General features: G+C 69.1%; 14 protein-coding genes and 4 tRNA genes. 9 read left to right on the forward strand and 9 right to left on the reverse strand.

Annotated elements, in window-relative coordinates; genetic code table 11:
* Window positions 1-45 precede the first annotated feature (45 nt).
* A tRNA-Val gene (locus ACWCPQ_RS27400) sits at window positions 46-117 on the reverse strand.
* A 326-nt stretch (window positions 118-443) separates the two neighbouring features.
* Here ACWCPQ_RS27400 and ACWCPQ_RS27405 point away from each other — a divergent pair.
* From ACWCPQ_RS27405 to ACWCPQ_RS27415, 3 genes are all read left to right on the forward strand, one after another.
* Window positions 444-516, forward strand: a tRNA-Gly gene (locus ACWCPQ_RS27405).
* 44 nt (window positions 517-560) lie between these two features.
* Window positions 561-631, forward strand: a tRNA-Cys gene (locus ACWCPQ_RS27410).
* Between the two features lies 1 nt (window position 632).
* A tRNA-Val gene (locus tag ACWCPQ_RS27415) sits at window positions 633-707 on the forward strand.
* Between the two features lie 66 nt (window positions 708-773).
* On the opposite strand, the gene ACWCPQ_RS27420 is transcribed toward ACWCPQ_RS27415, so the two are convergent.
* Complete coding sequence (locus ACWCPQ_RS27420) at window positions 774-1880, reverse strand: baeRF11 domain-containing protein (RefSeq protein ID WP_449904064.1); 1107 nt, start codon at window positions 1878-1880, stop codon at window positions 774-776.
* A gap of 463 nt (window positions 1881-2343) precedes the next feature.
* Between ACWCPQ_RS27420 and ACWCPQ_RS27425 the strand changes: the two genes are divergently transcribed.
* The gene (locus tag ACWCPQ_RS27425) at window positions 2344-3639 is read left to right on the forward strand and encodes a hypothetical protein (RefSeq protein WP_449904067.1); all 1296 of its coding nucleotides are present in this window, start codon (window positions 2344-2346) and stop codon (window positions 3637-3639) included.
* 87 nt (window positions 3640-3726) lie between these two features.
* Here ACWCPQ_RS27425 and ACWCPQ_RS27430 read toward each other — a convergent pair whose 3' ends face one another.
* From ACWCPQ_RS27430 to ACWCPQ_RS27440, 3 genes are all read right to left on the reverse strand, one after another.
* Window positions 3727-4641: a hypothetical protein gene (locus ACWCPQ_RS27430; RefSeq protein WP_449904070.1), complete on the reverse strand. Its 915-nt coding sequence runs from the start codon at window positions 4639-4641 to the stop codon at window positions 3727-3729.
* Window positions 4642-4789: 148 nt separating this feature from the next.
* A complete protein-coding gene (locus ACWCPQ_RS27435) occupies window positions 4790-5743 on the reverse strand; it encodes a LysR family transcriptional regulator (protein ID WP_449904073.1) in 954 nt (317 codons plus the stop codon).
* 7 nt (window positions 5744-5750) lie between these two features.
* The gene (locus ACWCPQ_RS27440; protein WP_449904076.1) at window positions 5751-8153 is read right to left on the reverse strand and encodes an FAD-dependent oxidoreductase; all 2403 of its coding nucleotides are present in this window, start codon (window positions 8151-8153) and stop codon (window positions 5751-5753) included.
* Window positions 8154-8328: 175 nt separating this feature from the next.
* On the opposite strand from ACWCPQ_RS27440, the gene ACWCPQ_RS27445 reads away from it, so the two are divergent.
* Window positions 8329-8862 (forward strand): GNAT family N-acetyltransferase, encoded by a 534-nt coding sequence (locus ACWCPQ_RS27445; protein ID WP_449904079.1) that lies wholly within the window; start codon window positions 8329-8331, stop codon window positions 8860-8862.
* Between the two features lie 9 nt (window positions 8863-8871).
* On the opposite strand, the gene ACWCPQ_RS27450 is transcribed toward ACWCPQ_RS27445, so the two are convergent.
* A complete protein-coding gene (locus ACWCPQ_RS27450; RefSeq protein ID WP_449904082.1) occupies window positions 8872-9681 on the reverse strand; it encodes a tyrosine-protein phosphatase in 810 nt (269 codons plus the stop codon).
* A gap of 211 nt (window positions 9682-9892) precedes the next feature.
* A complete protein-coding gene (gene zapE, locus ACWCPQ_RS27455) occupies window positions 9893-10909 on the reverse strand; it encodes a cell division protein ZapE (RefSeq protein ID WP_449904085.1) in 1017 nt (338 codons plus the stop codon).
* A 35-nt stretch (window positions 10910-10944) separates the two neighbouring features.
* On the opposite strand from zapE, the gene ACWCPQ_RS27460 reads away from it, so the two are divergent.
* The 4 genes from ACWCPQ_RS27460 (at window position 10945) to msrB (ending at window position 15278) form a co-directional block, all read left to right on the forward strand.
* Complete coding sequence (locus ACWCPQ_RS27460; RefSeq protein ID WP_449904088.1) at window positions 10945-11709, forward strand: pyrimidine reductase family protein; 765 nt, start codon at window positions 10945-10947, stop codon at window positions 11707-11709.
* A gap of 86 nt (window positions 11710-11795) precedes the next feature.
* Window positions 11796-13346 (forward strand): alpha/beta hydrolase, encoded by a 1551-nt coding sequence (locus ACWCPQ_RS27465; protein WP_449904091.1) that lies wholly within the window; start codon window positions 11796-11798, stop codon window positions 13344-13346.
* 82 nt (window positions 13347-13428) lie between these two features.
* Window positions 13429-14790 (forward strand): glycosyltransferase family 87 protein, encoded by a 1362-nt coding sequence (locus ACWCPQ_RS27470; RefSeq protein ID WP_449904093.1) that lies wholly within the window; start codon window positions 13429-13431, stop codon window positions 14788-14790.
* 35 nt (window positions 14791-14825) lie between these two features.
* Window positions 14826-15278 (forward strand): peptide-methionine (R)-S-oxide reductase MsrB, encoded by a 453-nt coding sequence (gene msrB / locus ACWCPQ_RS27475; protein ID WP_449904096.1) that lies wholly within the window; start codon window positions 14826-14828, stop codon window positions 15276-15278.
* Between the two features lie 85 nt (window positions 15279-15363).
* Here the strand turns inward: msrB and hemQ are convergent, their stop codons facing one another.
* Complete coding sequence (gene hemQ, locus ACWCPQ_RS27480) at window positions 15364-16059, reverse strand: hydrogen peroxide-dependent heme synthase (RefSeq protein ID WP_449904099.1); 696 nt, start codon at window positions 16057-16059, stop codon at window positions 15364-15366.
* Between the two features lie 94 nt (window positions 16060-16153).
* A complete protein-coding gene (locus ACWCPQ_RS27485) occupies window positions 16154-17512 on the reverse strand; it encodes a protoporphyrinogen oxidase (RefSeq protein WP_449904102.1) in 1359 nt (452 codons plus the stop codon).
* Window positions 17513-17647 lie beyond the last annotated feature (135 nt).

Consider the following 17647-nt stretch of genomic DNA (forward strand, 5'->3'; position numbering starts at 1 on the left):
TGAATACGAAAATCCCCCCGACCTGCGAAGATCAGGGGATTTCGGTGGTCCCAGCTGGGATCGAACCAGCGACCTTCCGCGTGTGAGGCGGACGCTCTCCCGCTGAGCTATGAGACCGGGATCAACCGTTCGGGGAGCTTTTCGAAGCCCTCCGAACGAGTAGGAACTTTAACACGCACCACCCGTTCGCCACCAAATCACCCGGTTGTCATTCCTCTACGAGACCCTCTACGAGACCTTTCTCCCGACCGACCCATCCCTTACGGAGGGCCCGAGCGGACTCGCAGACGATTCACGCGGCCGCCGACCGGCCCGGCACGCCCACAAAATGACATGCCTGTGATTTACCGGCCTCTACCAGGCGATTTGTAGGTTCCGCCGAACGTGGGCTAATGTTCTGTCTCGCACCACGGAGGACCGAACGGCCGCCGGGGATGCGAAATGCGGATGTAGCGCAGCTGGTAGCGCATCACCTTGCCAAGGTGAGGGTCGCGGGTTCGAATCCCGTCATCCGCTCGAGAGGTAGGGCCAGGCGCAATGAATGCCTTCCCCCTTTGCGCGGTGGAGTGGCCGAGTGGTGAGGCAACGGCCTGCAAAGCCGTGCACACGGGTTCGATTCCCGTCTCCACCTCGCGCGATTAGCTCAGCGGGAGAGCGCTTCCCTGACACGGAAGAGGTCACTGGTTCAATCCCAGTATCGCGCACCAGTTCAGAACAGCTCGAGAGGCACTCTCCGATCATTCGGAAAGTGCCTCTTCTGCGTTTCCCGGTGACTACGCCGCGTAGCGGAGAATCCCGGCGATCTGCATATCTTCGGGCAGATCACCGGTGCGGACCGCCAACACCCGGCCGCCGGTGCGCAGGACCCGGCGGCTGATCTCGTCCAGGATGCCGGGTGCGTCGGTCGTGTCCGGATCGCCGAATGTGACCGCGCCGTCGTCGGATACGGTGCCCGGGACCGAAGCGTCGATATCGACGAGCAAGGTGTCGACGGCCCCCGCGACGGCGGCCCGGGCGAGGTCGGAGATATCGGTGGCAGCCCGTCCCTCGCTGCGCCGCCGGTCGAGCAGTTCGACGAGTTCGGCCAGTTGCGCCGCGTAGTGGCGGTCCAGGATCGCACGTGAACTCTCGGCCAGCTCTTGATCCGAGGCATGCTCGGGATTGCCGGAAATACTCTCGTCGAGCAGGTTGTCGTAGCTGTTCACCGAACGGAAGAGGGAATCGGTCGGTTCGGTGGCGGCGAGGATCAGCGGGACAGTGCGGCCGGACAGGAAGTCGCGGAGTTCGGTATCGATGGCGCGGGCGTATTGGCGGACCCGCATCTTGCGGCCCTCCTCACCCTGCACCCGGCGTTTCGGGGCCCGATCACCGAGGCTGGCCTTCCCGGCGTGATCGGCCGCGCTGGTCGGCAGGCCGGGGACCCGCACCGTGTACGCGGGTTTGTCGGCGGTGACCTCCACCAGCCGGACACTGCCTTCGGCCAGTGCCAGCACGAACGCCGACTGCGGGAAGGTCACCGCGCGGAGCAGGCGCTTGAGGTAGAAGCGATCCCCCACCGTTTCGGAGGCGTTCAGTTCGTTGGGCAGCCGGTAGGTGCGGATCCGCGTCGGGGTGGCCAGCACGACGAGGGTGCGCGACTGATAGCGCCAGAACTCGGCATCGTCGATGTGGACGTCGAACTCCTCTTCCAGGGCGGCGCGGGCCCGGGGATCGGTGACCTGGTCGAGGGCGCGCCGGACCTGGTCCCAGAACGCGATCCGGTTACGGTCCGGGTTGGCCGAATCGGATTCGGTCGGGGTGTAGATCGAGACGCACCAGTCGTCGGTCAGGGCCGCGAGCGCTTCGATTTCGCCGCGGGTCGGGATATCGGTGTGCAGCACGAAATCCTCCACATCTGTCGGTCGGATCAGCGCGCCGATATCGGGTGGAACCGTGTCCGAACTCTCGGCGGCCGGTCGTGGCGGGCTCGTCTCCGGAGGTGCTTCGCGAACGTCGGCCGGTGGATCGATACTGCTTCGGCAATTACTCGGCAAATATCATTAGATCACAGGTCCGCGCGCTCCGATCCGGTCCAGCCGGTTCCACGGCGCACCGGCAGGGCGGGACCGGATCGATCGATGAACGGCCCCGGAACCGGAACAGTGACCGAGCCCCGGACGGCACGGGAGAAGGACGGCCGACACTCGGCGACCGGCCGGAGCGAGCGCCCGGGCGGGCCGGCCGGACAGCCCGGCACACCCGGCCACGGCTCCGGCGGCCACCGGGATTGTCGGCGGACGCGGTTAAGCTGGCCCGCACGAACTCGAGCCGGCCGGTACGCCGGAATCCCGACAGGGGGTGTGTGTGCAGACGGAACCAGCCCGCGGCATATGGCCGGACGATCCGGCAGCCACGGATACCGGGGATTCCTTCCCCGACGATCTGCGCGATCACCTGTCCTTCGAATTCGAGGAATGCGTCGACGAATTGGCCGGATTGATCGACGACTACGCCGTCGATCGTGAACGGGCCGGTACGATCCTGCGACTGCGGCTCGGGATCTCCGGGGATCGTCCCGAAACGCTGACCCGGATCGGTGCGCGGCTGGACTTCTCCCGCGACCGTGCGCGCCAACTGCACACGAAGGCCGTCGGTGAACTGCTCCGGCACACCGTGCGCGCCGGACGGCTTCCGGTTCCGGAGTACGCCCGGCGATACCCTGTCGACGCCCGGGATTCGGTACTGACGCGGGCGCTGCTGGCCGAAACCTACGCCACCGACACCGATATCGCCGTGAACGATCTGTGCTACCTGAAATTGCGTCTGGCCGGGCATACCGCCGCCGACGCGAAACGGGTCGCCGGATTCGTCACCCAGCGCATCGTGGGCTGGCGTAAGAAGACCAACCATCTGCTGTCCCGGCTGCGTGCCGACGGGGCGCCCGCCGGACCGCCCACGCCGTGGACCGAGCGGATCGACTGGCCCACCGGATCCCGTTCGCCCGCGCCACTGCCCACCACCCCGGCCCGCACCTTCGATCTGGACGACGACGGTCGTGGCCGTTTCTATCTGCACAAGGCCGGCCGCGATATCGGCTTCGATTCCGGACTGGAAGCCCGCCTGCTGCGTCTGTTGGATGCCGACGACCGGATACACACTTTTCAGGAGTACCCCGACGCGGTCGGGTACTCGGTCGACGGTGAGGACCGGCTGCACTTCCCGACCGTGGCCGCCGAACTGACCGACGGCCGCCGGGTCCTGATCGACGAACAGCCACTGGGATTCGTCGGTTTCCACGGGAACCGGGCGAAATCGGCGGCCGCGCGCGCCTGGGCGCACGACAACGGCTGGGGCTGGCTGCTGTGGACCGGAAGCACCCTGGGCGAAGCCGAACTCGGCGCGCGCCCGGTGCCCGGCGAGATCGAGGGACGGCTCACCGAACTGCTGGCGGCGGGGCCGGTCCGGCTCCCGGCGCTGCGACAGCTGCGGGCCGATACGGGATCGGAATTCCTCGACCTGCTCACCCTGGCGCTCCGGCACGAATGGCGCTGGGACCGTGCCCCTTTCCGCCTCACCGCGAGTCCTCGGGAATCGGCAGCGGCCGGCGCACCGGCGACTGCGAGCACCACCGCCCGCGCCGCGGCCACCGAGACCGGGTAACCGCGCTCCGGCATCGCGCCCGGCGACCCGCGCCGCCGCACTCCCGTCCCCGCAGCCCGTACCGGTTCCGGCTCTGCGCCGGAGCTTTCAGGGTTTGACCAGCATGGTCGCCGCGATGAACGTCGCCAGTAACAGCATCACGAACACGACGATCAACTGCCAGTTGTCGATGGTCTTGTGCAGGCGCCGGATCGTATCCTCCAGCGCACGGTGCACCCGCTCCTGATCGGCGATCCGGCGCTCCACCGCCGCCACCGCTTCGGCCTGCTCCCGGGCCCGCTGCGCAGTGCGCTCCATCCGGGCGACGGTTCGGGCGAGCTGCTGTTTCTTCGCCCGCGTCGCCTGGCGTGCCACGGCCAGCGTGGTGCGCTGTGTCATCAGTTCCAGGCGTTGCTGTTCGAGCATCTGTGCCTGGGTCCGGGTGTGCTTCTCCCAGTCGGTCACAGCCGCCCAGCCTTTCCTCACATGGTCGCGGTATCCGAACGCGACCTCACCTGCCACCCACTGCCGGAGGAATTCCCGTAACTCGTAAGGCTGTTCGCCCGGTGCGACCAGGCCGGTGGGACCGGTTTCCAGCATGCCGCTGACCGCACGGTACTCACACGAGACGGGAGCGAGGTCGGCGATACCGAGGGCGGGCAGCTGAGACACCCAGAAACCGGGAGCGCACAACCACAGCACGCCCGCGTAGCCCAGCGCGCGCAACCGGTCCGTGTGTTCCTGCGCGAGTTCCTGAGTCAGTGGGCCGGTGCGCACCTCGATCGCGAACTGCTCGGCGCCGCGCCGCCACCAGACATCGACGGTGATCGGGCCGCAGCGCCGATCCACCACCGCTTCGTCCGCGCCGAAGGCGAGCAGCCTGCTCGCCAGCCAGTACTTGAGCCGCTGGGCATCCCATTGCGCCTCCACACAACGAGCACAGCCGCAACCGTAACCCGATGTGGCCTTCTCCGCCGTATCCGTACCCACCGGACCGTCGGATATACCCAGGTCGGACAACATCGTCCGGCGTCCACACCGTATTTCAGTCCGCCGCTTCGTCTGCATGCGACCACCCATCTAACCCGTCCCACCATGTCGGCCCGACACCACGCCGACATATCCAGGGTGCTCCACAGATGCCGGTCACCGCCAGGTTTCTGCCCAGCAGTTACCCAGATGGGACCCGCGCAATCTTCGCACCCGCGGGTGTCCCGGTCACCGGATCGGACATCGCCAGGACCGTACGCACCAGGGTGCGCAACCACGCGTGCGCGGGATCGGGGGTGTTGCGCGGATGCCAGGCCAGCGAGATCGTCACTTCCGGCAGCGGTAACGGGATCTCGAACGAGCACAGCCCCAGCGCGGGCAGCGCGGTGGCCGCGACGACAGCCGGGGCCGGACACACGACCGCGCCGGAACGCACCGCCAGCAACGCTGTTGTCAGATCGGGGACAGTGGCAACGACACGGCGGGTGCGACCGTGCAGGGCGAGCCGATCGTCGATGGGCCCGCGGGCGATACCACGCGCCGAGATACTGATATGGGCGGCGGCGGCATACGCCGCGACGGTGGCTCGTTCGGTGACCAGTGGATGCCCGGGAGCGGCCACACCGATCAGACGGTCCCCGCGCACCCGCTCCACCCGGGTCTGCGGATCGGCCTGGGCGATCACCCCGACCTGCACATCGATCCGGCCGTCGCGCAGCGCGCTCACCGAAGCGGCCGTATCCCCGGGTACGAAACGCAGCGTCACCCCGGGTGCCTGGGCCCGGACCTCGGTGAGCAGCCGGGCGGCGAGTTCCGGTAGCACCGCGTCGTCGACGTGCAGCGCGAACCCGCGTACCAGGGCGGTCGGGTCGACGGTATCGGGTTTCACCAACAGCGCCCGGCCCTGTTCGACGAGTGCGCTGACCTCGAATCGCAATTCCAGCGCCCGCGGCGTCGGCACCAGCTGGCGCCCCGCCCGTACCAGCAGTGGATCGCCGTACACCCGGCGCAACCGGCCCAGGGTACGGCTCATCGCCGGCGGCGAGGTGTTGAGCCGCTCGGCCGCCTGGGTGACGCTGTTCGTCTCCAGGAGAGCGTGCAACGCCACCAGCAGATTCAGATCCAGATCCGGCACGGCCGGATCAGGTTCGCGAGGACGCGCCGGTGGTGGACTGCGTTTCGGGTTCGGCGGGCGCCGACCGTGCTTCGGTGGTCGCCGGTTCCGCGGACCCGGAGGGACCGGTCTCGGGCCCGGCAGTCTCCGATTCGGCGGTGTCGGTCACCGCCTGGGCGGCCTCGATTTCGGGGGCGGCCGCGGGCTCGTGCTCCGGTGCCGCTTCGACCGGCTCCGCGGCCCCGGCGGCCGCGGGCGCGGTATCCGATCCGGACAGCCCGGCCGACGGTTCGGCCGTCGGCGGTTCGGCGGCTGCCGCTTCCGCGCCCGGTGGCGCATCCCCCGGCGGTACCGGATCGGCGGACTGCGGTTCGGGCACCGGGTAGGCCGCCGCCGCGGCCTGGGCCGCACGCATATCGAGCCGGACCGTCGGGCTGTTGGACCGCGCGGCGATTCCCGCCGCCCGCTTCTCGGCCGCCGCGCGGCGGGCCGCGTCCGCGGCCCGCGCGGCTTCCGCCGGCGACTGCGGCGCGACAGCCGGTGGCGCGGTGTCCGCCGGGTGGCCGTTGGGAGCGAGCGGTGGCGTGTTCTGCGGGCGCGGCGAATTCGGCGGCTGCGGCGCGTTCACCGGCCACCGGGTGTTCACCGGCTCGCGCGCGTTCGTCGGCCGGGGCTCGTTCAACGGTGGCGGTGTTCCGGGCGCCGACTGCGTCCCTGGATTCTCGACCGGACGGCTCGGGTGGCTGCCGGGCACTTCGAGGATCCGTGTCCGCTCCTCGGACCCGGGCAGTGCCGATTCCGGCAGCTGCACGGTCGGGGAATCGGATGCGACCGGCTGTCCGCCCGACGTTCCGGACCGGGCGGCGCCGGTGTGGATCGGCTCCGTGGCACCGGTCTGCGGTGGCGGCGACGGCACCGCAGGAGCGCTGTGCGGCGTAGCGCCGGGGTCTTTCGCGACCGGTCCCCGTTTCCGGCGCGACACCGCCTTGTAGTCACCGGGCCGGGCCGGGCGCATCCACTGCGCGATGCGGGCGCCGAACGGCAGGGTGACTCCGAGATCGCCCAGCAATTCGTCGATATCGCGAAGGGCGTACGGAGTGACCGAGGCGCCGTGCGCGTGGTGACCGCCGGTGTGCTCCTGCATCCAGCGCAGCCGGGCTTCGATCCGCTCGCTCATGGTCTCCGTGGGCGGCAGCGGCAGGCTCCGGCTGAGCAGGGCCGAGGTCCAGTGCGCGCCCACTTCCGCGCCCACCGCGCTCAGCAGCGACGAGTTGTAACCGGCGAAGGTCAGATGCGGCACCTGCAACGGCAGGATCTGCCGGTACAGCCGGAAATTGCCGTTGTCGTCGGTGAGCTGACGCTGCACGTACGGGGTCAGGAAGGGCACCCGCTGCTGGAAACCGGTGGCGCAGACGACGATATCCGCGCGGACCAGCCGGCCGTCGGACAGTTCGGCGTACGGTCCGGCCTGGCCACCACCCAGCGCGGCCACATCCGTTTCGCCGCAGACGGTGATCCGGCCGGCCGCCACCTGTTCGGCGAAACCGTCCGCGGCCAGCCCGAACGCGGCCTCGTGAGCTTGTTCGAAACGCACCGGTGGGACCAGTCCCAGTTCCGCGGCACCGGAGCGCCGCGCCACGAGCGCTTCGACGAGATCGAGATTGCTCTCCCGGAAGGAACGGCCCGGACCGTGCAGCAGCCGTTCGAACCGGCCGGGCTCGGGACTCCGGAAATGGGCCGCACCGGTCCGGGTGAGCAACACCCGCTCGGCATCCAGTCCGGGGGCCAGACGGCGCGGCATCTTCCACAGCAGCCGGCGGGCCACCACCGTGGTCTCGGCGGCGACCCGGCTGATCTCGGTGGCGAGATCACAGGCCGCTGCGCCGTAGCCGACCACCACGACCGACCGGTCGCGCACCGCGTCCACATCCAGGAACTGGGTGCTGTGACCCAATTGGCCACCGGCACGCCCGAATTCGGTCGCACCGGCGAAATCGGGCACCGCGGGTTCGCTGAACACACCGTTGGCGATGACGAGGTGATCGCAGGACGTGCGATGCACACCGTCGATATCGCGGATCTCGAGCAGCCAGCCACCGTCGACCGGGTCGGCCGCGACCACTTCGGTGCGCAACCGGAGCCGATCGGTCAGGCCGAAGGCCCGCACGTAGCTGGCCAGATACTCCTGCATCCGCGCTCCGTCGAGCACCCGCGGATAGTCGGCGGGCATGGGATGGTCGGAGAAGTGGTATGTGTTCTTGCTGCTCTGCGCGCGTAAGCCCGGGTAACGGCGAGTCTCGCTCCACACGCCGCCGATATCGGGGGCTCGGTCGAAAACCTCGACCGCGAACCCATCCTCACTCAGGACCTTCGCGCAGACCAGACCCGCGATACCCGCACCGACGATTGCGATGCGGTTCCCGCTCCTCATGGGCGAGAGATTACGTCGGATGTGTCCGGCAGCAAAGCTGAAGGCTCCATTACGCCTGTCTTCGCAGGTCGCGAACGAACGGGTGCCGACCCGGAGGAGCGCTCCGGCGCCGGCTGGGGACCCGCCGGACCTGCGGACATGCCGGTGCCCGAACAGGCTGTGGTCTCATTGGGTTATGACCACTGTCACCGTGGACCGGGCCGGACTGTGGGACGCCGAAGCGCTCAGTGATGTCGCCGCCGCGACGTTTCCGCTGGCCTGCCCGCCGGGTTCGGATATGGACGATATCGCGGTGTTCCTGGCGGAGGTCCTGTCCGGTGAGCGGTTCGGCGAATACCTGTCCGATCCGGCGCGCACGGTCCTCAAGGCGGTCGCCGACGACGAGATCGTCGGCTACGCCATCCTGCACAGCGGCCCGCCTGCCGACCCCGCGGTCGCGGCGGCGGTAGCACTGGATCCCGTGCTGGAGATCAGCAAGATGTATGTGCTGCCGGGCCATCACGGCACCGGTGTGTCCAGCGCGCTCATGCACGCGGCGCTGGATCAGGCTCGCGGTGCCGGCTATACCGGTATCTGGCTCGGCGTGAACCAGCAGAACCTGCGGGCCCAGCGCTTCTACGCCAAATACGGTTTCCGGCAGGTGGGTACGCGAACGTTCACCGTCGGACGCCAGGTGCACAACGACTACCTGCTGCGCCTCGAATTCTGACGGGCGGCCTCAGCCCAGCATGCGCTGCTTCAACGTATCGACCTCCGCGGGGCTCAGGCCCAGGCCCTCGCCCACATAACGGTCGAAACTGCCGTAGCTGCGCGTCACCTGGTCGAAGGCCGAATCGAGCCATTCCTGCCGCACTCCACCCATCGGATCACCGGCCGCCGCGGCACGGTAGTGGTTGGACAGCAGGTAGTCCTCGGTGACGGTGGCCCGGTCCACCCCGAGCACGGTGAGCAGAACCGCGGCGGTCCAGCCGGTCCGGTCCTTACCCGCGGTGCAGTGGAACAGCACCGCCCCGGGCTCGGCGCCGGTGCCGGACCCGGCGATATCGCGCAGCACTCCGGCCACCGCCTGATTCGCTCCCGGGGCGGTGATGAACGCCCGGTACAGATCGTTGCCGCCGGCCAGGGTCGACACGAGTTCGGGCAGCGGGGCCGCGCCGATCATGTCGTACCAGTTGGCGCGGGCGCCGGCGGGTATCCGGTCCGGTCCCAGCGCACGCTCGTAGACGGTGCGCAGATCGTCGACCCGGCGGACTCCGAGCCGGGTCAGTTCGGCCAGATCCGCGGGGGTGAGGTTGTTCAGCTGATCGGTACGGAAGGCAACTCCGGTACGCACGGTGCGGCCGTCGGCGGTGCGATATCCGCCGAGGTCCCGGGCATTGGGCGCCCCGGCCAGTCGCAGGGAGCGATCTGCGGCGAGCACATCACCGGCCGCCGGCGGCGCCGCGACACTCGCCGATACGGCCGGACCGAACGCCACCAGGGCGCCCATCAGAACAGCGGCCGGTACCCGCGCCGAACGATGAACCATGGCGGAACTCCCATCGTGCTCGCCGGCACCCCCGCGCGGTGTGCCCGACTCAGCAAACCAATCCCGGAGTCCCGGGTCAACCCGAAAACGGCGCGTCGCCGCATGCCCGGGGCGGCGTGGCCCGGCGGTGGCGAGGTCCCGGCTACCACCGGGCTGCGCCGGATCCGGCCGCCGCCGGGCAGTACCGGATCCCGGCCGTACCGGGCAGCGCTCAGGCCGCGACCTCGAACCGCGACAGTGCCAGCAACCGGGAGATCGCGCGCAGGTACTTCTTGCGGTACCCGCCGTCCAGCATCTCCTGGGAGAAGATCTCGTCGAGTTTCGCTCCGGCGACAGTCACCGGGGTGCCCGCGTCGTAGAGCCGGTCGGCCAGTACGACCAGGCGCAGCGCCACCGCCTGATCGTTCACCGGATGCACTCCCGAGACGAACACCGCGGACACACCGTCGATCAGCGCACCGAACTTGGAGGGATGCAGCGTGCTCAGATGACGCAGCAGGGCGTCGAACTCGTCGAGTGTCGCACCGGGTGTCACCGCGGCCCGCTCGGTCAATTGCGCTTCGCTGCTGGGTTCCGGCGCGGGCGGGAGATCCCGGTGGCGGTAGTCCGGCCCGTCGACCCGCACGGTATCGAAGATGGACCCGAGCTTCTTGATCTCACGCAGGAAGTCCTGTGCGGCGAACCGGCCCTCCCCCAGCTGGCCGGGCAGGGTGTTGGAAGTGGCCGCCACCGATACTCCGCTCGCGGAGAGCTCGGTGAGCAACCGGGAGACCAGCATGGTGTCGCCCGGATCGTCGAGTTCGAATTCGTCGATGCACAGCACGCTGTTCGCCGACAACCGCTCCACCGCGTTGGCGAACCCCAGCGCACCGACCAGATTGGTGAGTTCGCCGAAGGTCCCGAAAGATCTGGGCGCGGGAGCGCTGTGGAAGATCGAGGCCAGCAGGTGGGTCTTACCGACACCGAAACCACCGTCGAGGTACAGGCCCGCGCCCTGGACCTGTTTCTTCTTCCCGAACAACGATTTCTTGTTCGCGGCCTTGTTGATGGCGGTGACCTTTTCCGCGAAGGCGCGGGCCGAGGCGACCGCCGCGGCCTGGCTGGGCTCGTTCGGGTCCGGGATGTAGGTGTCGAAACCGACCTCGTCGAACATGGGCGGCGGTACCATCTGGGCGACCAGCTGGTCGGCGGGGACCTCCGGACGGCGGTCGACGAGGCGCATCGGCATGGACGTAGCCTAATGACGTGGTATGAGCTGTCGGTATGCAGCGTATCCCCGATGCGATCCAGCTCACAGACCTCGACAACGACGCGCTCGCCGATCTGTACGCCTACCCGGGCGAACAGGAACAGAGTTGGCTGCGGGTCAATTTCGTCTCCAGTATCGACGGCGCGGTAACCGGCGCCGGCGGCGTCTCGGGTGCCCTGGGCACACCGGCGGACAAACGGGTGTTCCACCTGCTACGCGACCTGTGCGACGTGGTACTCGTCGGCGCCGGCACAGTACGCGCCGAGAACTACGGCGGCGCGCAGACCGACCCCGGACTGCGTCGGGAACTCTTCGCCCGCGGCATCGGCGGTCACGCCGACGGCACCCCGCCTCCCATCGCGATCGTGACCGCTTCCGCCGCGCTGGACCCCGGCCACCGCGTACTCACCACGGCGGGCACCCCGACTCTGATCCTCACCACGGCCGCGGCTCCCGCCGAGCGGGTCCGCGCCCTCACCGACGCGGGCGCGGAGGTGATCGTGATCGGTGACGAGGTCATCGATCCACCGGCGGTCCCGGCGGCGCTGGCCGCGCGCGGGTTGCACCGGATGCTGTGCGAGGGTGGCCCGCAACTGTTCGGATCCCTGGCGGCCGACGGCGCCGTCGACGAACTCTGCCTGACCACCGCACCCCTGCTCGTCGGCGGTCCGGCCCGGCGGATCTCGGTGTCCCATCGGGAATTCGGCCTGCGTATGACCCCAGCGCATCTACTCTTCGATACGGACGGAACGGTGCTCACCCGCTGGGTGCGTGCCTGAACCCCCGGAGGCGGGAACGGGCGGCCGCGCGGGTGCCGGACGTCCCGCTGGGGCGAATCCGATCCGGACCTGGCAGGGTGTAGCGCATGCGCTGGACTCGGGCAGTGGTGCCGGCCTCGGCACTTTTGATCATGATCGCCGGATGCGGTGCCGGTCCGTCGGACCGCCCGCACGTCGCCGTCGAACGTCCGCCTGTACCAGGCGATTCCACCACGTCGGCACAGGTCCCGCCGCCGCCCGCCGCCGAGGTGCCGAAAAAGGATCTGCCCTGGCGCGAGTGCAGCCGCGAGACGTTCGACCAGGCCGGTATGGGCCCGGGCCCGGCCGGCCTGGTCCTGGAATGCGCCGACTTCTCCACACCGATCGACAGCGCGGGCTCGGTACTGGGCAACTTCCGCGCCGGGGCGATACGGGCCCGGCTCCCGCAGACCCCGCCCGACGCCACGCCGGTCGTCCTGACCTCGGGCGTGGACCGCTCTTCCGGCGCCACTCTCGCCGGTCTGGCGACCGGCCCGGCGAACGCACTGCTCACCACACATCCGGTGGTCGCGGTGGACCGGCGCGGTATCGGCACCTCCCAGGCCATCGATTGCCTGCCCGCCGATATCCGCACCGGCCTACAGGACAACGCCCAGTTCAGCCCGGGCGGTGATCCGGTGGCGGGCATGTCCGATCTGTCCCGTAACGGGACCATCTCCTGCCGGGATTTCCTGCAGCCCTACGACGGTACCTTCGACGCCGCGCACGCCGCCGACGATATCGAGCAGTTGCGGCGGGAATGGGATGTCGACCATATCGCCGTTCTGGGAACCGGCAGCGGCGCACTGGTCGGAATGGAATACGCCCGCAAATACGGTGACCGGCTGGCCCGGCTCGTCCTCGACTCCCCCACCCCGGTCGGTGTGGACACGATCACCCGTACCGAGACAGCGGTTCAGGGCGCCGAGGCCGCACTGACGGCCTTCGCGCAGCAGTGCGCCGGAATCTCCTGCTCGCTCGGGCCGGACCCGCGCGCGGCGGTGACCGCGCTGATGCAGAAGGCCACCGACGGACAGCTGGGCGACATATCGGCAAACGCGGTACGCACGGCCGTCACCGGATTCCTCGGTAGCCCGCGGGCGGATCAGAGCGGCCGGGTCGGCGCCTTCGCCGACGCACTGTCGGCGGCCGGCCGGGGTGATCTGGGGCCACTGAAGGCGAACATCGGTGAACAGGAAGCCGCCACCGCGACCGACGGCCAATTCGTCAACGGCTGCACCGACATGCCGCAGAGTCCGCCCGCGGCCCAGGTCACCGATCTGACCGGAATCTGGGCGCAGAAGTATCCGGCGTTCGGGCGCGCCACCGCCCTGTCGATGCTGGCCTGCTCGGCATGGCCGGTCACCGAGGCGTCGCCCGCACTGGAAAAGTTCGAACTGCCGGTACTGGTGCTCACCGGCGTCGGCGACCCGGTCGCCGGAGCCGCCCAGGCCTCGGTGACCGGCGCGCTCGGCGCCGCGGGCGCCCGGACCTCGACGATGACCTGGCAGGGTTGGGGTCATCCGGTGAGCACCCATTCCGGATGCGCGCAGACCGCACTCGTGGACTACCTGAAGGACGGTCGGCTGCCCGGTGACGGCACCGCCTGCCCGGCCTGACCGCGGGCGGTCCGAACAGGGCCCGAGGCACCCCTGACCGGCGCGTCGAGGGTGGGTCCCGGCAACACCACGGCACCGCCCGGTGTACCGTGCCGTGGTGTTCCTTCGACAGCTCGAGCCCCGCACTGCTCGAACAACCGCCGACGTGATCCGGTTCGCGCTCTGGCCGCTGGCGGTCATGACCGTGCTGAACCGGGTGTTCATCAAGGCTGTCAACGGTTTCGTCACCGATGACTACAAGCCGGTCTACCAGGCCTCGCTGGACTTCCTGAACGGGCGTGAGGTCTACACGGCGAACTTCGATTCGGTGGATCCGCACTATCTGTATCCACCCAGCGGGACCTTGTTGATCGCGCCGATCGGGGTGATCGATTACGAGAAGTCGCGCTGGCTGTTCATCCTGCTCAACGCCGTCGCCATCCTGATCGCCTGGTATCTGCTGCTGCGGTTGTTCAACTACACGCTGCGCTCGATCGCCGCGCCGGTACTCCTACTGGCGATGTTCTCGTCCGAGACGGTGATCAACACTCTGGTGTTCACCAATGTCAACGGATGCCTGCTGCTGGCGGAGATGCTGTTCCTCATCCTGTTGTTGCGACGACGCGATGTATGGGCAGGTGTGGTCCTCGGTTTGAGTATGGCCGTCAAACCGACACTTGCGCCGCTGCTGCTCATCGCGGTGGTCCGTAAACAGTGGACGCTGGTCGCGACGGCGGTGACCGTGCCGGTCGTGCTCACCGCCGTCGCCTGGCCGCTCTCCCGGGACCCGGAACGTTTCTTCACGCGCACCGCGCCGTATCTGTTCGAAACCCGGGACTACTTCAACAGCGCCATACCCGGTAACGCGGAGTACTACGGGCTGCCGCCCTGGCTCACCTGGACCATCCGGATCACCATGGCAGTCCTGGTCCTGATCTCGCTGTGGATCCTGTACCGCTACTACCGCGAAGACGAGCTCTTCTTCGTCACCACCGCCTCCGGGGTGCTGCTCACCGCGTCGTGGCTGCTCGCGTCGCTGGGCCAGATGTACTACTCGATGATGCTGTTCCCGTTCCTCATGTCGGTGGTCCTGCGCAATTCCGTCCTGCGCAACTGGCCGGCCTGGCTGGCGGTGTTCGGCTTCCTGTCCTACGACAAATGGTTGTCGGACCGCTGGCCCGATATCGGCCGCAACCTGGAATACCTGCGTATCACCTTCGGGTGGGGCCTGCTGCTGGTCGTGGTGTTCTGTGTGCTCGGCGACCGCTACCTGGCGGCTCGCCGGGAAGGCCGGCTGCCGAACCTGGACCCGGCGTGGCTGGCCGCGGCACCCGATTCCCGGGACGGCGGTACGGACGACTTCGCCGCACCGACACCACCGGATCCCGCCCCGGTTCCCGCCGTATCGGTGGCCCCGGCACCGGACAGGGCACCGATAGCCGAGACCGAGCGCGTACACGGCTGATCCGGTACCTCGATCGGACCGCGTAGCGTGGACCCATGAGCTCCGAAACGGACGCGACCGATACCTCCCTGCCCACCCCGAAGATTCAGCTGAGCCCCCAGGAATGGCGGGCGAAGCTGGATCCCGCGGAGTACGCGGTACTCCGCGAAGCCGGCACCGAGCGGCCGTTCACCGGCGAATACACCGATACGAAGACCGAAGGGGTCTACAGCTGCCGGGCCTGCGGCGCCGAACTCTTCCGCAGCACGGAGAAGTTCGAATCGCACTGCGGATGGCCGTCCTTCTTCGATCCGGCCGCCTCGGACGCGGTACTGCTGCGCGAGGACGTTTCGCTGGGGATGCGCCGCGTCGAAGTGCTCTGCGCCAACTGCCACAGCCACCTCGGACACGTTTTCGAGGGCGAGGGGTACCCCACCCCCACGGACAAGCGGTACTGCATCAACTCGATATCCCTGCGCCTGCACCCCGCCACCGGCGCCACGGAGTGAAGCCGCCGCTTGCGCGGCAGTAGCGTCCGTGACGACCGCCCGGCCGACCTCCCGTAACGGGAGCACGCCGGCCGGGCGGCCGGGATCAGGGCAGCGCGGCGACGAGCTGTTCGAGTTCGACCCGCGGACCGGTGTAGAACGGGGTCTCCTCCCGGACATGCATCCGGGCCTCGGTGGCGCGCAGGTCACGCATCAGATCGACGATCCGGTGCAGCTCCGGCGCCTCGAACGCCAGAATCCACTCGTAGTCGCCGAGCGCGAACGAGGACACGGTGTTGGCTCGCACATCGGGATAGCCGCGAGCTTCCTTGCCGTGATCGGCGAGCATCTTGCGGCGCTCGTCGTCGGGCAGCAGATACCACTCGTAGGACCGGACGAACGGGTAGACGCAGATGTAGTTACCGGCCTCCTCGCCGGCCAGGAACGCCGGAATATGGCTCTTGTTGAACTCAGCGGGCCGATGCAGCGCCACATTGCTCCACACCGGGGTGCTGGCCCGGCCGAGATCGGTGGTGCGCCGGAAATCGGCGTAGGCGGCCTGCAGGTCCTCGACCCGTTCGGCATGTGTCCACACCATGAAATCGGCGTCGGCCCGCATCCCGGCCACGTCGTAGAACCCGCGTACCACGACCCCGCGGTCGGCCAGGCCGTCGAAGAATTCGCGGGCCTCCTTCAGCGCCGCCGCGCGGTCGTCTCCCAGGACTCCGGGCCGCACCTGGTACACGGAGAACATGAGATAGCGGATGGTGGAGTTGAGAGACTGGTAATCGAGTCGCGCCATGATCCCATCGTGCCACTCGCCGGATCGGGTACACGGCGGGGCCGGAGGTTCGGATATGCGCCCGCACCACATCCGGCGCGCCGTAGGACAGGCCTCAGGCCCGTGCAGCCGTCCCGGCGGCGGCGATCCGCGTCGCGGCGCGCGTCGCCGCCGCGACACAGGCCGGTACACCGACACCGTGCAGATAGGCCCCGGTCACCGAGAGATCGTCGAAACCCGCCAGCGCGGATTCGATTTCGGCGACCCGTTCGGTGTGGCCGGGCGCGTACTGGGCCAGGCCACCGGGCCAGCGCTGCACGACAGCCGACCGCGGAGTGATGGGCACCCCCGTCACGGTCGCCAGATCGACGGTGGCGGCATCGATCAGTTCGGCGTCGGACAGACCCAATACCGCGTCGTCCCCGAAACGGCCGAAAGAGGCCCGCACCAGTGCGGTGCCCCGGGCGGCAAGATGCGCCCATTTCCGGCTGGACAGGGTGAACGCCTTGGCCCGCAGCGGTTCCCCGGTGGCCACCAGTACCCCCGAATTCGCCGGCAACGCCGTATCCTTCGGCAACTCCAGTGCGACCAGCGCCGACGAGGACAGCTCGATACCGGCGGCCGCGCTCGCCGCCGCCGGCGCGATATCGGCCAGCAGCCGAGCTGTCACCGGCGCCGGTGCCGCCAGGACGACCGCATCGAATTCTCCGAGCGGATCCACTGCCCAGCCACCGGATATCCGCCGGAGGCCGGTGACCGCGGTATCGCCGACGGTCGCCGCCGCCGTACGCGCCGCCAGCGCGTCCAACAGTGCGCCGTATCCGTCGCGCAGGGCCCCGAAGACCGGTGCGTCCGAGGGCGGGGGCAGCGCCGCCGCCACCGCATCGGTGAGGCAGGCGGCGCCGCGGTCCAGCGCGACGGCCAGCGTCGGCAGCGCCGCGCGCACACCGACAGAACGAGCGGTGCCCGCATACACCCCGCCGAGCAACGGATCGACGCTGCGCGCCACGGTCTGCTCGCCGAAACGCTCGGCCACCAGGGAATGGACATCGATATCGGCACCGGGCCGCCAGGTGAACGGGCGATCGGGTTCGGTGGCGATCCACTCCAGCGTCGCCGCGTCGACCAGCCCTTCGACGGACGCGGCCGTCGCCGGGATCCCCATCAGCGTTCGGTCGGGCAGCGGGTGCACCCGCCCGCCCGACCAGATCAGCGGCCGCAGACCGGCCGGATGCACCAGCTGATCGGCGATACCCAGTTCGCTCAGCAGTTCCGGCACCTCCGGGCGCCGCCCGACGAACGCCTCGGCTCCCAGGTCCACCGGCTCACCCGCGATCTCGCTGGTCCGCAGCACACCGCCGAACCGGTCCCGGGAATCGGCCACGGTGATCACGGCCGAATCGCCCAGCAGCACACGTAACCGGTATGCCGCGACGAGCCCGCTGATCCCCCCACCGACTACCGCGATTCTCATGGTGCGACCGTATCGCGGCGAGCGCGCCGGCGAATTCCGCCCTCCGCCTACGATCCGGCCGGATCGTCGGGGCCACTCACCTCACCCGGCGCCGCGAGGCGATCCCGGATACCCGTCGCGCCGACGCTGCAGGGT

The sequence above is a fragment of the Nocardia sp. NPDC001965 genome, assembly GCF_053594175.1.

What these genes read in the sequence shown, in the direction of transcription:
- zapE (WP_449904085.1), bottom strand. Translation starts at nt 10,909, where the DNA reads ATGCCGATGCGCCTCGTCGACCGCCGTCCGGAGGTCCCCGCCGACCAG.
- hemQ (WP_449904099.1), bottom strand. Translation starts at nt 16,059, where the DNA reads ATGGCGCGACTCGATTACCAGTCTCTCAACTCCACCATCCGCTATCTC.
- ACWCPQ_RS27430 (WP_449904070.1), bottom strand. Translation starts at nt 4,641, where the DNA reads ATGTTGTCCGACCTGGGTATATCCGACGGTCCGGTGGGTACGGATACG.
- ACWCPQ_RS27440 (WP_449904076.1), bottom strand. Translation starts at nt 8,153, where the DNA reads ATGAGGAGCGGGAACCGCATCGCAATCGTCGGTGCGGGTATCGCGGGT.
- ACWCPQ_RS27485 (WP_449904102.1), bottom strand. Translation starts at nt 17,512, where the DNA reads ATGAGAATCGCGGTAGTCGGTGGGGGGATCAGCGGGCTCGTCGCGGCA.
- msrB (WP_449904096.1), top strand. Translation starts at nt 14,826, where the DNA reads ATGAGCTCCGAAACGGACGCGACCGATACCTCCCTGCCCACCCCGAAG.
- ACWCPQ_RS27445 (WP_449904079.1), top strand. Translation starts at nt 8,329, where the DNA reads ATGACCACTGTCACCGTGGACCGGGCCGGACTGTGGGACGCCGAAGCG.
- ACWCPQ_RS27465 (WP_449904091.1), top strand. Translation starts at nt 11,796, where the DNA reads ATGCGCTGGACTCGGGCAGTGGTGCCGGCCTCGGCACTTTTGATCATG.
- ACWCPQ_RS27460 (WP_449904088.1), top strand. Translation starts at nt 10,945, where the DNA reads ATGCAGCGTATCCCCGATGCGATCCAGCTCACAGACCTCGACAACGAC.
- ACWCPQ_RS27450 (WP_449904082.1), bottom strand. Translation starts at nt 9,681, where the DNA reads ATGGTTCATCGTTCGGCGCGGGTACCGGCCGCTGTTCTGATGGGCGCC.